This window comes from Mucilaginibacter dorajii, from assembly GCF_024808255.1.
In the GTDB taxonomy this organism is placed as follows: Bacteria; Bacteroidota; Bacteroidia; order Sphingobacteriales; family Sphingobacteriaceae; genus Mucilaginibacter; species Mucilaginibacter dorajii.
The window spans coordinates 21,839-37,945 of record NZ_JANTYS010000006.1; the positions used below are offsets into that span (position 1 = coordinate 21,839).

The following is a 16,107-nucleotide window of genomic DNA, read 5'->3' on the forward strand; positions in this document are numbered from 1 at the left end:
TTCCTATTATGTACCGGCCAATCGTATTACCCTGCCGGGAATGGTATTGAAAAAAAGTTTTTTCGATGCCATAACCATTTGTTAAACAAGTCCAGCGTCATTTTAAATTGTTCCGGAGTTTTATGTTAAATTGCATTCAGGTTGATGATGATGAAGCTGCGGTCATATTGAACTTTCTTTGTTTGGTCGCAAAGACCTATCAATATGATAGCAACTTAAGTGCAGTAAATCTTAACGAGAAATCGAACTATAGAAAAGTAGTTTAATCGCATTTCTGGCGCAATTTTAAACCGTTACCCTTTAATGGTTCCGGAATTTCTCTGCTAAAATCGACCTACAAAAGTCTTTATTGTAATTATTTGATTAACAGATTTTTATTGGTATAAAAAAAGGAGGCAACACCTATATGTTGTCTCTTTAAGTGACTTGCGACCGCAATTTTCAAACTTTTTTGTTGAAGATTTGAGAAAATTAGCTTCAATATAGCTATAAAGAACGGTAGAAGAAGGTGGTAATATGTCTAACTTTTTAACTGATATACAGTCTGTTGTGAATTTAAATCGTTTAAAAGATTTATGACCATTAGCCATGTAGATGCGCAGATCTTGCAAACAGGATACTCAGCCTTAATTAATTCTTCATGTTACTCACGATGCCTGTTTCCGTTTAAATTCGCTTGGGGTACAATTGTACTGAGCCTTAAACACCGTTGAAAAATAATTAGGACTGGCGAAACCTACCATGTAGGTTATCTCGGAGATGGAATATCCTTCGTGGGTTAATAGGTATCGGGCCTTTTTTAACCGGCGGTTTAAAATATAATCGGTAATGCTGCAGCCCAATAGCGCTTTTACTTTACGGTATAACTGCACCCGCGAAATACCGATGTTTTTGCAGATGTCATCCACATTAAAGTTTTCATTGGCCAGGTTTTGCTCTACTATACCTGCAAAATCGTTAAGAAATTTTTTATCAAGCGATTTTGATACCGGTATTTTGCCGTGACTTACATCGCTGGTAAAGTGTTCTTTAAGTAGCACCCTGTTTTTGATGAGGTTTTTTACCGTTGCCAGAAGTTGATCATAATTAAAAGGTTTCACCATATACACATCGGCCATGCTGTCAATGCCATCAATTTGCTGTTCAACGCTGGCCTGCGCCGTGAGCAATATCACCGGGATGTGCGATGTTCGGATATCCGTTTTAAGGTTTTTTGTAATTACCTTGCCCGACATGCCGGGCAGCACTACGTCTGATATAATAAGGTCGGGCACTTTTTCAAATGCTTCTACCAAACCCTGTACGCCGTTATCAGCCATAAAAACCTCGTAATCAGCGCCCAGTTTATCGGCCAGGTAGCCGAGCAAATCGGCATTGTCTTCAATAATAAGGATCGATTGCTCTTTAGGATTGGCAAGGGCAGTTGTTTCGGTATTTATTTCACCTTGTTCAAGATCGGTAGTATAAATACGCGACCGCTCATCAATGGCAGCAGCGTTAACAAGCTTGCCGGGTTGGCCGGTACTGTAATTGTATGGATTGCCAAGTGGCAGTGTAATGGTAAAAATACTTCCCTGCCATTTTTTGCTACTTACTTTGATGCTGCCATGATGCAGGGAAATGATCTCTTTAGATAAGGAAAGCCCCAGGCCAGAACCCTTTGCATCGCCATTATCGGCCTGGTAAAACTGGTCGAAAATGTGTTCAGCTTCTTCAGGCTCCATGCCTATGCCATTGTCCTGGATGGCTATTTCAACGTTTTCGGTATTTTGGGAGAAGGTTACCTGGATGCGACCATTATCGTTAATAAACTTAAGTGAATTGGATAGCAGGTTAAAGAAAACTTTGTCCAGCATATTGGCATCAAACCATACACTGATATTTTTTTCTGCCGATATTAAGTTCAGGCTAATATTCCGTTTCCGGGCATTGTGCTGAAAGCTATCCATAATATCCGTAACAAAATCAATCAGGTTGTTTGGTGCCGCGTTAATCTGCTGCTTATCGTACTCAATTTTGCGATAGTCGATCAGCTGGTTAACCAACCTTAACAACCTGAATATATTTCTATGTATTAGTTTTAAATTGTTGCCAGCTATAATATTCAGCTTCTCATTTTTCATCATATCCTCAACCGGTGATAAGATGAGCGTTAATGGTGTACGAAACTCGTGCGAGATATTGGTAAAAAAATTCAGCTTGGCTTCGGTGGCAACTTCGGCCCGGGCCGACATTTCTATCAATTGGTTACGTTGTGCCAAAATTTCGTTATTTTTTACTTCCAGGCTTTTATTGATCTTGCGGTTTTCCATCAGCCAGTAAAAGGCAAGTCCTCCAAAAACAATGGCCAGCACCAGGGTTATTACAATGATATTTAAAATGAGTTGCTGGCTATTGTAAACCTGTCGCTGCTCTTCCAATAATGATTGCTGCCGTTCAATATCCTTTTGCTGGCTGTTGATCTTGTTCCATTGCATTTTCATAAGCTGTACATTGGTTGAATCGATAACCAGCGATTGCAGGATATTTTCTTTGGCAAAAGCCTCCTTATTCAAGATCCTGAACGCGGTGGTAATGGCTTCTTTACCGCCGGTGGGGTATACCAAACTGGCATCAATAATTTTTGATGCTACCATTTGCAGGCCTCCGCCAGCTCCGGGCATCGCGTCAACCCCTAATACTTTAACATGGTGGTTTAAATGCAGGTTGTTCAAAACCTCTCTGGATGCGCTTGCCATTACATCATTATGGGCAAACAGCGCATCGGCTGTGTTTAAATCGGGCTGTACCTGGTAAAGTTGTTTCTGGGCATGATCTTTCAGCCAGTCGCCATATACCTGGGCTTTAATGTGTATATTATTAAATTTAGCTAAGGCATCGCTAAAGCCCCTGTGTCTTTCAATTGCCGGCGAAGAGCCGGGTAGACCCATCACCTCTACAATGTTGCTGTTGCCCTTTAAATTGCTGCCAATGTATTCGCCGGCCATTTTGCCAATCTGGTAATTATCGGCGCCCACATAAGCTGTGTAAAGGTCTGACGATGTTTTACGGTCAATTACAATAACCGGGATACCTTTATTATACGTTTGCTCTACTATGCCTGTTAAGGGTTGCGCCTCGTTTGGTGATATGATGAGCAGATCGATGCCTTCACCCAGCATTTGCTTTACCTGTTCAATTTGTTTTTTACTGCTGTTATCGGCATCGGCATAAATAAAACGGGCATCCGGATGTAGTGAAAGCTCCATTTTCATTTCATCCAGCATATTACGCCGCCACAAGTCAGAGCCTACACATTGCGAAAAGCCTATGGTATACTGTGATGTTTTGTCGGCTTTTTTACAGCCGGTAAATACCATCAGTATATATATGGTTAGCAATAACAGGTTGCGCAGGTGACAAAGCAAAGCCATTAAAAAATATTAAGTATCCGTTTAAGTATGGTTTTATTGGTTAATACAATCCTTTTTGGGAGGGACGTATACAAAAGTATCGATAAAAGTTTTTATAATACAAATAACAGAGTTCGGCCGCTGACTTCCGCCGTGTCATCATGTATCAAAACTGTAAATACGGTGTATCAAAATCAAACATCCTGGTAAAAAAGTATTGATGATATATTTTATTTTGTTGATAATCAATTATTTATATATGCTTTAATTTTTATACTCTTTTGGTATAAAATCAATAACAGCCGCTTTGCATATCGTCCTACTTTGCAACTGTAAATCCAATTAACACCTTTTATAATTATTATGAGAAAACATTCCGTCCTGGCCTGGTCCATGGTGGTGGCCCTTGGTGGCTTCCTTTTCGGGTTTGATACCGCTGTGATATCGGGCGCCGAAAAATCTATCCAGCAATTCTGGCACCTGTCTGTAATGGAGCATGGGCTTACTATATCTATCGCGCTTATTGGTACCGTAATTGGTTCGTTGTTCGGTGCAAGGCCATCAGATATCTTCGGACGAAAAAATACTTTATACTTTGTAGCTGCAGCCTATTTGTTATCATCAATAGGTACCGCACTCGCAGATAACTGGTACCTGTTTTTAGTATTCAGGCTATTAGGCGGGTTGGGTGTAGGTATATCATCGGTAACAGCACCTATTTATATTTCAGAAGTATCACCCGCCGACAGAAGGGGGCGTTTGGTAGGTTTGTTCCAGTTCAATGTAGTATTGGGTATTCTTATCTCGTACCTATCTAACTACCTTATTAGCCAGGGCGGCGAAGCTTCATGGCGCTGGATGCTGGGTGTACAGGCCTTCCCATCCGCACTGTTTTTAGTGCTGATTTACTTTATACCGGAAAGCCCGCGCTGGCTCATCCTCAAAAAAGGTGAAACCGGCAGGGCGTTAGAGATTTTGCGTGTAATAAACCCACTCAACTGCGAGCAGGAGCTTGCCGCTATCAAAAACTCCAGCCTTCATGAGACCGCTTCGAGTAGCAGTCTTTTCTCTGGTCAGTATAAAACTCCGGTAATATTGGCTGTGCTCTTCGCGTTTTTTAACCAGGTATCGGGCATTAACGCCATTATATACTACGCACCCCGCATATTTGAAATGGCCGGGCTTGGCGCGCACTCTTCGCTGCTATCTACAGTTGGCATCGGGTTAATCAATTTTATATTCACCTTGCTGGGTATCAATATTATTGATAAGGTAGGGCGTCGTACATTAATGCTGGTTGGCTCATTTGGGTTAATAGCATCACTATTTATGGTGGCATTCACTTTTTACTCCGGGCACATGAGCGGGTTTGCGATCCCCATTTATATGATGATGTTTATCGCTTTCTTCGCTTTTTCGCAGGGGGCGGTTATCTGGGTTTTTATATCAGAAATTTTCCCCAACCAGGTACGTGCCAAAGGTCAAACACTGGGCAGTTCAACCCATTGGGTAATGGCGGCTATCATCGCTTTTTGCTTTCCCTATCTGGCCGAGTCGCTGGGCGGCGCGGTTACATTTTCATTTTTTGGTGTGATGATGGTATGCCAGCTCATTTTTGTTTGGCGGTTTATGCCCGAAACCAAAGGCCGGTCATTGGAGCAGATAGAAACTAATATGGTAATGCATTAATAATTAAAATGATGACGACCCAGCAAACAAACATAGCAAACCCGGCCATTTGCTACGGCGAAATCCTTTGGGATGTATTGCCCGATGGCCCGCAACCCGGCGGCGCGTTACTTAACGTAGCTTATCACCTAAATAAACTGGGAATGCCAACCAGCCTGGTAAGCAAAATAGGTAACGATGCAAATGGCCGCAAACTGGAAAATTTGATGGACGGCTGGGGCATACCAAAACATTTATTGCAAACGGATACTGAGCATCCAACCAGCCAGGTAATTGCCAAAATGAACAATGGCAACGAGGTATCGTACGAGATTGTTTTTCCGGTGGCCTGGGATTTTATCAGTGATAGCGAGCAAATCATTGGGCAGTTACAGCCATCAACCTACCTGGTATACGGCAGCTTGGCGTCGCGTAACAGTGTATCGCGTAATACCTTGTTTGAATTGTTGGAGAGCGATGCGATTAAAGTGTTTGATATTAACCTGCGGCCACCGTTCATAAGCCGCGATTTGTTGGATGAACTGCTTCATAAAGCCGACATTGTAAAATTTAACCAGGCCGAACTTGAAATGGTTCAGGGCCTTTTCAGGGGATCGTTCGGCAAAGAATCTGAGCAGATCAGATTTATACAGGACCATTTTAACATTCCCGAAATAGTTGTTACCAAGGGCGAGTTTGGCGCATCGTACTACAAGCCGGATAAGGCCTATCATGTTGCAGGGCGCGAGGTAAAAGTTACTGATACCATTGGCAGCGGCGATTCTTTTTTGGCCGCCTTTATTGTCAACCATTATAACGGCGCACCGCCGGAAATTTTATTAAAAAACGCAATAGCGATGGGTGGCTTTATTGCAACAAAGAAAGGAGGTTGTCCCGATTATAAAATCGCAGAATATCAAGACTTTAAAAACCAACTATTTTAACCAACCAATAAATTTAAATTAAAATCAATGAGAAAACTATTACTTATTTGTTCCTTTCTTATACTGCTAATAAGTGAAGGATACGCGCAATCCCGTATTATCACCGGGACCGTATTGGATAACGCATCTAAACCAATGGATGGCGTTACCATAGTGGTTGTTGAAACCCAAAAATCGGTATTATCGGATGCTAACGGTAAATTCAGTATCTCCGTTGTCACGGGGCAGTCTATCAGGTTTTCATACGTGGGCACTCAGCCTATAGTAATGCCTATTGCAGCCGATACTAAAGTACTTAACGTCGTATTTAAAGATGCTGCAAATGCACTCAATGAGGTGGTTGTAACCGGCTACACATCTGAAAGAAAGAAAGACCTGACGGGCGCGGTAGCGGTTGTTGATTTAGCCCCGGTAAAAAACAACAGCTCGGGTAACACCATGCAGGCTTTGCAGGGCAGGGTTGCCGGTTTGTATATCGAAAAAGATGGATCGGCCAATGGATCAACCAGCAGGATACTGATCAGGGGAGCCAACACTTTGGGCAATAACAACCCTTTATACGTTATTGATGGTATACCCACCACCAGGCCCGAAGTGTTTCAAAATCTATCACCCTCAAACATCGCATCGGTACAGGTACTAAAAGATGCTTCGGCCGAGTCGATCTACGGATCAAGGGCTTCAAATGGCGTTATCATTGTTACTACCAAAAACGGCGGCAATACGCAGGGCAAAGTCCAGTTCCAGTTTAATAACAGTACATCTGTTCAGTCCGAAAAATCACTGCGTTTTAAAATGCTGAATTCTGCTGACAGGGGAAAGGCCTTATGGCAGGCTTCGGTAAATGATGGCCAGGACCCGGCTGCTGGGTATGGTGATATTTACACCTTTAACTGGAATGGTAATTATAACAACCCGGTTTTAAATAGCGTGGTACCCAAACAATTTGTTGGCGGCGACCCGAATACCCCCGCCGGTGATACCGACTGGCAAAGCGTGCTGTATAAAACAGCCATGGTTTATAATAATGATTTCACCGCATCGGTTGGTAACAAGAATGCATCGCTCGAAATAAACTTTGGCAACATCAAAAATACAGGCCTGGTTAGGTTTACCAAATACAACCGTACTACAGGTAGCATTAACGGTGTGGTACGCGCCTTTGATAACAAAGCCACCTTTGGCGTAAATTTAAAAATAACCAACTCTAACGAGACGCTTACGACCACAGATCTGGGTGGCGCAGCAACTACATTTTTGGCGGTAACATTGGCACCTACTATACCTGTATATCAAAAAGACGGTGTTACTTACGCCGGCGAGTCAGGCGCAGGCTATTCTGATAGAAACAACCCTTTGCACATGCAGGATCTGGCCAAATGGAATAATGCCAACCGGGTAAACACATTTGGAAACGTTTTTTTAGAAATCCAGCCGGTTAAGAACCTGTATTTTAAATCGAATTTTGGTGCCGATAATGCAAATTACCTGAGTAAGGTAATAACGCCAACTTTCCAGGAAGGTGCCCTGGCCCGTACAACCAATAGCTTGTTTTTTGACCAGAATCATTACCTGAGTACCACTTTTTCAAACACGTTAAGATACAATTACGATTTAACAACCAACAACCATTTTAAATTATTGGTTGGTACCGAGTATATTAAAACCTTTACCGATTTTCAGACCACGCTTAAACAAGGCTATGCCATACAAACCGAAGACTATTTTACTTTAGATGCCGGCACGGGCAATACCATTGTAACGGGCCGCTCAACGGGGAATAGCTTGTTTTCGCAGTTTGCACGGTTAGATTATAATTATGCCGGTAAATACCTGGCATCGGTAACCATCCGCCGCGACGGTTCATCAAGGTTTGGGTCAAATAACCAATATGGTATTTTCCCGGCTGCCTCTTTTGGTTGGAAAATTGACCAGGAAAGCTTCATGAAAAACAACACTATCTTCTCTGAATTAAAACTAAGGGCAGGTGTTGGCCGCGTTGGTAACCAGGAAATTGGTGATATTTCTCGATTCGCACTTTATGATACCCGGTATGGTACTACCCAAAATCAGTTAACCCCAGGCTTTTGGGAGCAGTACATGAATGTGGGTACTGCTTACTCACTTTCGGGTGCTAATACAGGTTCACTACCCTCGGGTTTTGTACAAACGCAGGCTGCAAACCCAGCTCTTAAATGGGAGTCGACAGAAGAAATAAACGCGGGGCTCGATTTTGCCATTTTGAACGATAAGATCTCGGGATCATTTGATTACTTTACCCGGAAAACCACAGGTATCCTGATTACACCTCCTGTTGCCTCGGCATTGGGCGAAGGACAATCAAAGACCGTTAACGGTGCCTCAAAAAGCAATAAAGGCTGGGAGTTTTTAGTAACCTACCACGGCCAGCAATCAGGCGATTTTAATTACAATGTTACTTTAAACTTTTCTCACTTCAGAGACAAGATCACTGATTTGCCAGAGAACGTTAGACCAGCTTATCCCGGCAATATAGATAACACCATAATAGGGCATTCACAGTTTGACATATTTGGTTATAAAACAGCCGGTCTTTTCCAGTCGCAGGCCGAAGTAGATGCTGCCCCAACGCAAATAGGCGCGGGGCCGGGTCGCATCCGTTATGTTGATGTAAACCACGACGGGAAAATTGACGCCAATGATCAAACCTGGATAGGGACTACATTGCCGGTTTTAGAATATGGTGTAAGAATTGATTTAACCTATAAAAAATTCGACCTGTCAATATTCGGATCTGGCGTTGCAGGCAGAAAAGGATTTGATGTGTATACCCTGTATAATAACCTGATGCATAGCCGCGAAAACGTGGGTCCGGGTGTTTTTGATGGCTGGACACCGCAGCATACCAATACAACGGTGCCCGCACTAACACTAAAAGATAACAATAATGAAGGCCGTACTTCCGACTACTTTATTGTGAATACCTCTTACTTCAAACTACGCAACGTTCAAATTGGATACACTATTGTACCTAAGGCAGTTTTTACCAGGCTGAGGGTATTCGCGATGGCCGAAAATGTGTTTACGTTAAAAAGTAAAAACTATTTAAGTCCCGATCCGGAAAGGATTGACCTTGGCCCGGTTCCAATTCCTAAAGTTTTCAGTTTTGGTATCAACGCATCATTTTAACGATAAAAACTATTCAGCATGAAAGCAAAAATATTATTTACAGCTGTTTTATCCGGACTGATCATCTTCAGTTCATGTAAAAAAGCGTTAGACTATACACCAAAAGGCGTATTGTCTTCATCAGATTTAAAAACACCAACCGCTATTGAAGGTTTGGTAACCGCAGCCTATGCTGCAATTGGTAATGGCGATATGATAGGCCCTATATACAGCAATTGGGCTTACGGCAGCGTACGTTCGGATGATGCCTACAAAGGTGGCGGCGGCACCGGCGACGTTGGCGAGGTTGATGCACTTGAGCATTACAACCTGGTAACCCCATCAATGGATTCGTTTGTTTCGCGTACGTGGAAAAATTTGTTCAAATCTATATCAAGGGCAAATGTTGCGCTAAGAGCAGTTAGTTCGTTATCCGAGGCCGATTACCCTAATAAGAAAATACGTTTGGCCGAATTGAAATTTTTACGTGCCCATAGTTATTTCACCATGAAGCTGCTATACAAAAACATTCCCATTTTTGACGAAAACGCAACCGCGGATGATATCCTGAAAGTTTCAAACACGTTATCAAATGAGGATTCCTGGAATAAAATTGCGGCCGATTTTCAGTACGCCGTTGATAACCTGCCAGCTACCCAGCCAGAGTTAGCCAGGGCCAATAAATTAAATGCCCAGGCTTATTTGGCTAAATTAAGGTTATACCAGGCCTATGAACAGGACGATAAACACCATGTGATCAATATCAACAAAACAAGGTTGCAGGAAGTTGTTACGCTTACGCAAGCGGTTATTTCTTCAGGAAAATATTCGTTAAGTGCAGATATTGCCGACGATTTTTTACCCGAAACCGAAAATGGCCCCGAGTCGGTATTCGCAATTCAGTTCAGCATTAATGACGGCACTACCGACGGGCGTTTGAATTTTGAAGATGGTTTGAATTATCCTCACGGCGCGCCGCAATATGGCTGCTGCGGTTTCCATGCTGCAAGCCAGAACCTGGTAAATGCGCATACTACCGATGTAAATGGTTTGCCCAACTTTGATACATTTAACAACAGCATCGTCGATTTAACAAAAGTAACGGTTGATCCCAGGTTAGACCATACCGTTGGTATTGATGGCCATCCGTATAAATACGATAACACAAAGCCATTCAGCAATAGCTGGGTACGTGATCCGGGTGTCTACGGAAACTTCCATACCATGCGTAATCAGCAATTGGCTACAAGCTCGTCTTATTTTAAGCTTGGTCCGTTTATGGGTTCGGCAAAAAACTATGATATCATCAGGTACGACGATGTGTTGCTAATGCAGGCCGAAGCTTATATTGAACTTGGACAGCAGGCAAATGCCTTGCCGCTCATTAACCAGATAAGAAACCGTGCAGCCGCGAGTACCGGCCGATTGAAAAAAACAGATGGCACCTTTCCGTCAACCTATAATGTTAAACCTTATAGCATAGCCAACTGGACACAGGATTATGCCCGTAAAGCGCTGCAATGGGAAAGGCGCCTGGAGTTTGCAACAGAAGGAGCGCGTTTTTTTGATTTAGTAAGATGGGGAATTGCCGAAAAAACCTTAAACGACTATATCAATGTTGAAAAGGTCAGAAGAACATTTTTAGCTACAGCCAAATTTACCGCCGGCAGAGACGAATATCTGCCCATTCCACAATCAGAAATAACATTTACCAATGGTTTATATAAACAAAACCCTGGGTATTAATTTTGTTCAGCATATAAAGGGGCCCTGGTTTGGTAAAGTAAACCGGGGTTCCTCTATTTATGAAATGTTTATTTACTGTTTTTGAATATCGCTGCCAATTAATACATTATTAAAAACTTAAATTATGAAAACAAAATGCGGCATGTTAATGCTGACAGCCTTTATCACCATAATTGGTGTTTGCAGAGCTCAGGATTTACAAAAAAAAACGTATACAGAGCAATACCGCCCGCAGGTACATTTTTCGCCAAAAGCGCATTGGGTAAATGATCCTAACGGTATGGTTTATTTTAACCATACCTATCATTTGTTTTTTCAGTATTATCCTAAAGATATTATTTGGGGACCGATGCACTGGGGGCACGCTGTAAGTAAGGACCTTGTGCATTGGAAAGAGCTGCCGATAGCTTTATATCCCGATAGCCTGGGTTATATATTTTCGGGCAGTGCTGTTGTTGATTCAAACAATACTTCGGGCTTTGGTAAAAAGGGGAAGATTCCGATGGTAGCGATCTTTACCCATCATAATCCGAAAGGAGAAAAAGCGGGAACAGAAGTTTTTCAAAACCAAAGCATTGCCTATAGTTTAGATAATGGCGCCACCTGGACTAAATATACAGGCAATCCGGTACTTAAAAATCCGGGGATTAAAGATTTCAGGGATCCTAAAGTAATGTGGTATGCCAAACAAAAAAAATGGGTAATGACCCTGGCCACCAAAGATCATATTACCTTTTACTCGGCGCTTGATTTAAAAAACTGGAAAAAGGAGAGTGAGTTTGGTTTAAGAGAGGGAGCCCACGGCGGGGTATGGGAATGCCCCGACCTGTTCCCTTTAAAGCTGAACGGTAAAACATACTGGGTACTTGTGGTAAACCTTAACCCAGGAGGCCCTAACGGCGGCTCGGCCACGCAATACTTTGTAGGCAGCTTTGATGGGCATCAGTTTACACCAACTGATACCCAAACCCGCTGGCTGGATTATGGGCCGGACGAGTATGCTGGTATCACCTGGAGCAACACCGGCAGCCGCAAAATTTTCCTGGGCTGGATGAGCAACTGGGAGTATGCCAACCAGGTACCCACAGCAAAATGGCGCAATGCCATGACCATCCCGCGTGATCTGCATCTCAAGCAAAGTAAACAGGGTATAGTAATTGCATCTGCGCCTGTTCCGGAGTTAGCTAATATCAACGGCAATACATCGGTATCAAAAAATGTGCTGGTTGACAAAACACTTGATCTGAATGCCAAAGTGAATAAATTACAAAGTCAATATGTTTTAAAGTTAGTACCTGCACAATTAAAGGGCTATACCATTAAACTATCCAATAAAAAAGGAGAGGAAGTATTAATTGGTTACGACGATGTTAAGGGTCAGTATTTTATTGACAGGACAAAATCGGGCAGGACTGATTTTCAAAAAGATTTTTCGGGCCGGTTTACAGCACCACGATTGAGCACATCAAAAAGCACCGATCTGACGATTGTGGTTGATAAAGCGTCCGTTGAGATTTTTGCCGATGGCGGCTTAACTACCATGACCGCTGTTTATTTCCCCAATGAGGATTATACTAACCTGGTTGTAAATGTTGACGGGATGTTAAAGTTAAGCACACTTACCATTACCGGATTGAAATCGATTTGGAAATAGGACATGCGGCTATAAGCCGTCATCGATAAATAAAAGAGGCTGCTTCAAAGGATGAAGTGACCCAAAAGTACGAATGTCGAACTCTTTTATTGAGGATTGTAAGAAAATTGTAGCTTTAAAGAAATGAACTTATCACTACAAAATTTCGAGAAAAAAAATCTTAATTAGTATCTTCAACAATGGAGAGTCGGAACTTCATTTTGCAAGGGAGCGCATCCCGATATTATTGGAAAGGAACCGGACTGTGTTCGGTAAAAACATTTTGCAATGGTCCGGCCTACTATAATACAGGGAAAGGGAATTTTAAGGTTGGAGAAGACTCATTTCTATTGCTTAATGATGGCACAGAGTATGCTATCGAGATTGATCATACAAAAAATGTTGATTCCTATTGTCTTTTCTTTGACAACCATTTACTGCGATCAGCATTTTTTAGCATTGGCAAAAACCTGGATTATCAGCTAACTAATTTTGGAAATTTTGATAGCTGTCCAACCTTTTTCGAACGGACATACCCTCTTAAATCGATCGGAAGCCAGCTTATTGCACTGAAGCAGAACCAGACGGCCTATTGCAAAGATGATTTTTGGCTGGAACAAATGTTTGCAGAAATTCTTGGCAGTCTTACAACGCTATTGATCGCTGACCTCCATGCAAGAGCCGGGTTGAACGCAATCAGGACGGCAACAAAACAGGAGCTCTTCCGCCGGTTACTTTTGGCGCGGGAATTTATTCATGCAAATGCCGATAAAAAGCTTTCGCTCCAGGAGATAGCCCATGAGTCATGTCTTTCAATTAATCATTTACTGCGCTCATTTAAACATGTATTCGGCATATCACCACATACTTATCATATTCATTTGAAAATGGATCATGCCGAAAGATTATTAACAAAAACCGATATGTCGGTTTCCGAGATAACAGAATCTATCGGATTTGTGAGCCTGGGCAGTTTCAGTTTGCTTTTCAAGCGGTACAAGGGTCATTCGCCTGAAGTTTTCCGAAAAAAAACAAACAGGTGATTTTCGATAAATCGTTTTTGATGCCATGATCATAAATTCGGCCATGGATAAATTAACACATTAAACAATGAAAAAGACAATACTGCTCTTTGCTCCGGGAATAGCGCTCATGGCTTTTACGCTATTTCCACATAACCTTGTAGGTACCTGGACCTCCGGCAACGGTAATTCAAAGGTTATATTAGACTTTAACGCTGATGGCAAATTTAATGTCACTGTTGACGGGGCGCTTGAAAACCAGGGAACATATTCGTTCAAACAGGATACATTCACTATGTATGATGCTAATTGTGGGAAGGGCATACCGGGAAAATATAAGATGACATTTTTTACGCCCGATTCAGCTGCATTTAAGCTGATAGCCGATTCGTGCAAGGGTAGGTCGGGCGAAATTGACGGAGGCAGGATCAGGAGAATAAAGTAATACTCAAGTATTGGCAGCCATAAGACAATTTAATTAAAAAGCACAGTAATATTGAGTACTACTGTGCTTAAGTGACCTGGGAGAGGATCGAACTCTCGACCCACTGATTAAGAGTCAGTTGCTCTACCGGCTGAGCTACCAAGTCGTTCCGGCTTTTTTGCCGGGTTGCAAATATGCGCAAATTTATTGGAGTCGGAAAGCGTTAAAATCAGAAAGTCCGAAAGGTTGTTGTTGAATGACAATTTTCTTCCGGACTTTCTGTCTTTTCCGACATTCAGACTTTTTGATTATCTACACCAGGGCATACAAATCTTCACGTTGTTTTTGTACAACAGCGCTATTGATATACTCGTCATAAGTCATCAATTTATCTATATAACCGCCCGGGGTAAGTTCAATAATGCGGTTGGCTACGGTTTCAACCAGTTCGTGATCTCGCGTAGTGAATAGAATAGTTCCCCGGAAGTCTTTCATGCCATTATTAAGCGCTGTGATCGACTCCAGGTCCAGGTGGTTGGTTGGTTCATCAAACATCAGTAAGTTGGCTTGTTGTAGCATCATACGGCTAAACATGCAACGCATTTTCTCGCCACCAGATAGTACATTACTTTTTTTCAAAACCTCCTCACCTGAGAACAGCATACGGCCTAAAAAGCCGCGGATAAACTGGTCGTCTTTTTCGCCGGGCGAATATTCACGCAACCAGTCAATCAGGTTATCATCTTTGCCTTTAAAATATTCGGCATTATCAATTGGGATATCTGCCGGATTAATGGTAACACCCCATTTAAATGTGCCTTTGTAATCAATATCTCTGCCGGTTAAAATGTTGTAGAGGGCAGTGGTAGCTAAACTGTTTTGCGACAGGATGGCAATTTTATCGCCTTTGTTAACCGTAAAGCTGATGTTATTAAACAATAAGTCACCGTTAAGGGATTTTTTAAGGTTTTCAACCTGTAATATCTGGTCACCAGCTTCGCGGCCAAGGTTGTTGAATATGATACCCGGGTACTTGCGGTTTGACGGCTGGATCTCGTCGATATTGATCTTGTCCAGGGCTTTTTTCCTGCTGGTAGCTTGTTTTGATTTAGAAGCATTTGCACTAAACCTGCGAATAAACTCCTGCAGCTCCTTAACACGTTCTTCTGTCTTTTTATTCTGATCAGATCTTTGTTTAAGGGCTAATTGACTTGACTCGTACCAGAAAGTATAGTTACCGGTATAGATGGTCATTTTAGCAAAGTCAATATCCACCACGTGGGTACAAACGGTATCCAGGAAGTGTCTGTCGTGCGATACTACTAAAACAATAGCCTCATATGAGGCCAGAAAGTCTTCCAGCCAGCTAACGGTGTGGATGTCCAGATCATTGGTAGGCTCATCCAGTAACAAAATATCTGGCTTGCCAAATAGCGCTTGTGCCAATAACACACGTACTTTTTGGGTATTATCCAAATCTTTTACCAGGCTGTAATGAAATTCTTCTTTAATGCCAAGGTTGCTCAGTAGGGTAGCTGCATTACTTTCGGCATTCCAGCCATCCATTTCGGCAAAAAGATTTTCCAGCTCGCCGGCACGTTCGCCGTCGGCATCGGTAAAATCTTCTTTCAAATAAATGGCGTCTTTCTCCTTCATTACGGCGTACATTTCCTTGTGCCCCATCATTACGGTTTCAAGTACCGAATATTCGTCAAAAGCATAGTGGTTTTGACTCAATACCGCCATCCGTTCGCCGGGCGTAAAACTTACCGACCCGCTGCTGGGATCAATATCGCCTGAAAGAATTTTTAAAAATGTTGACTTACCGGCACCATTAGCACCTATAATGCCATAGCAGTTGCCCTGAGAGAATTTTAGATTAACGTCTTCAAATAAAGTACGCTTACCGTAACGTAAAGATAAATTGGATACCGTGATCATGCTGCACCTGTAATTTGGCGCAAAAATACGCTAAAAAGTTCGTTTCTTGGTAATTTAAGCGGATATTATGTTTGAGAGGGGGATCGGGAAATTAGTTCTCAGTAATTTTCCCCAGTTGCCTGGCGGGCGTGGATGCAATTACTCAAATTACTTGAATCTGACAAACTAAAAGCCTGATTTTCACGTTATA

9 protein-coding genes and 1 tRNA gene are annotated in these 16,107 nt (G+C 42.3%); 7 read left to right on the top strand and 3 right to left on the bottom strand.

Features of this window, described 5'->3' with window-relative positions; translation table 11 throughout:
* Positions 1–647 precede the first annotated feature (647 nt).
* Positions 648–3,413: a substrate-binding domain-containing protein gene (locus FHS10_RS09655; protein WP_259089874.1), complete on the bottom strand. Its 2,766-nt coding sequence runs from the start codon at positions 3,411–3,413 to the stop codon at positions 648–650.
* A gap of 342 nt (positions 3,414–3,755) precedes the next feature.
* Here FHS10_RS09655 and FHS10_RS09660 point away from each other — a divergent pair, with 342 nt between their 5' ends.
* The 7 genes from FHS10_RS09660 to FHS10_RS09690 all read left to right on the top strand — a co-directional run bounded on the left by FHS10_RS09660 (position 3,756) and on the right by FHS10_RS09690 (position 13,997).
* On the top strand, positions 3,756–5,081 hold the full coding sequence (locus FHS10_RS09660) for a sugar porter family MFS transporter (protein WP_259089878.1): 1,326 nt from the start codon (positions 3,756–3,758) through the stop codon (positions 5,079–5,081).
* Between the two features lie 8 nt (positions 5,082–5,089).
* Entirely contained in the window at positions 5,090–6,004 is a 915-nt protein-coding gene (locus tag FHS10_RS09665) for a carbohydrate kinase family protein (RefSeq protein ID WP_259089879.1), read from the top strand.
* A 27-nt stretch (positions 6,005–6,031) separates the two neighbouring features.
* Complete coding sequence (locus FHS10_RS09670; protein WP_259089882.1) at positions 6,032–9,172, top strand: SusC/RagA family TonB-linked outer membrane protein; 3,141 nt, start codon at positions 6,032–6,034, stop codon at positions 9,170–9,172.
* 18 nt (positions 9,173–9,190) lie between these two features.
* The gene (locus FHS10_RS09675; RefSeq protein ID WP_259089884.1) at positions 9,191–10,897 is read left to right on the top strand and encodes a RagB/SusD family nutrient uptake outer membrane protein; all 1,707 of its coding nucleotides are present in this window, start codon (positions 9,191–9,193) and stop codon (positions 10,895–10,897) included.
* Positions 10,898–11,021: 124 nt separating this feature from the next.
* The gene (locus FHS10_RS09680; protein ID WP_259089885.1) at positions 11,022–12,551 is read left to right on the top strand and encodes a glycoside hydrolase family 32 protein; all 1,530 of its coding nucleotides are present in this window, start codon (positions 11,022–11,024) and stop codon (positions 12,549–12,551) included.
* A 179-nt stretch (positions 12,552–12,730) separates the two neighbouring features.
* Positions 12,731–13,573, top strand: coding sequence for a helix-turn-helix domain-containing protein (locus FHS10_RS09685; RefSeq protein ID WP_259089886.1), 843 nt, complete (start codon positions 12,731–12,733; stop codon positions 13,571–13,573).
* Between the two features lie 67 nt (positions 13,574–13,640).
* Complete coding sequence (locus tag FHS10_RS09690; RefSeq protein WP_259089887.1) at positions 13,641–13,997, top strand: hypothetical protein; 357 nt, start codon at positions 13,641–13,643, stop codon at positions 13,995–13,997.
* 72 nt (positions 13,998–14,069) lie between these two features.
* On the opposite strand, the gene FHS10_RS09695 is transcribed toward FHS10_RS09690, so the two are convergent.
* Positions 14,070–14,142: transfer RNA gene (locus FHS10_RS09695), tRNA-Lys, on the bottom strand.
* A 146-nt stretch (positions 14,143–14,288) separates the two neighbouring features.
* Positions 14,289–15,917 carry an ABC-F family ATP-binding cassette domain-containing protein gene (locus FHS10_RS09700; protein WP_259089888.1) on the bottom strand — a complete coding sequence of 543 codons (1,629 nt, stop codon included), beginning with the start codon at positions 15,915–15,917 and terminating at the stop codon, positions 14,289–14,291.
* Between the last annotated feature and the right edge of the window lie 190 nt (positions 15,918–16,107).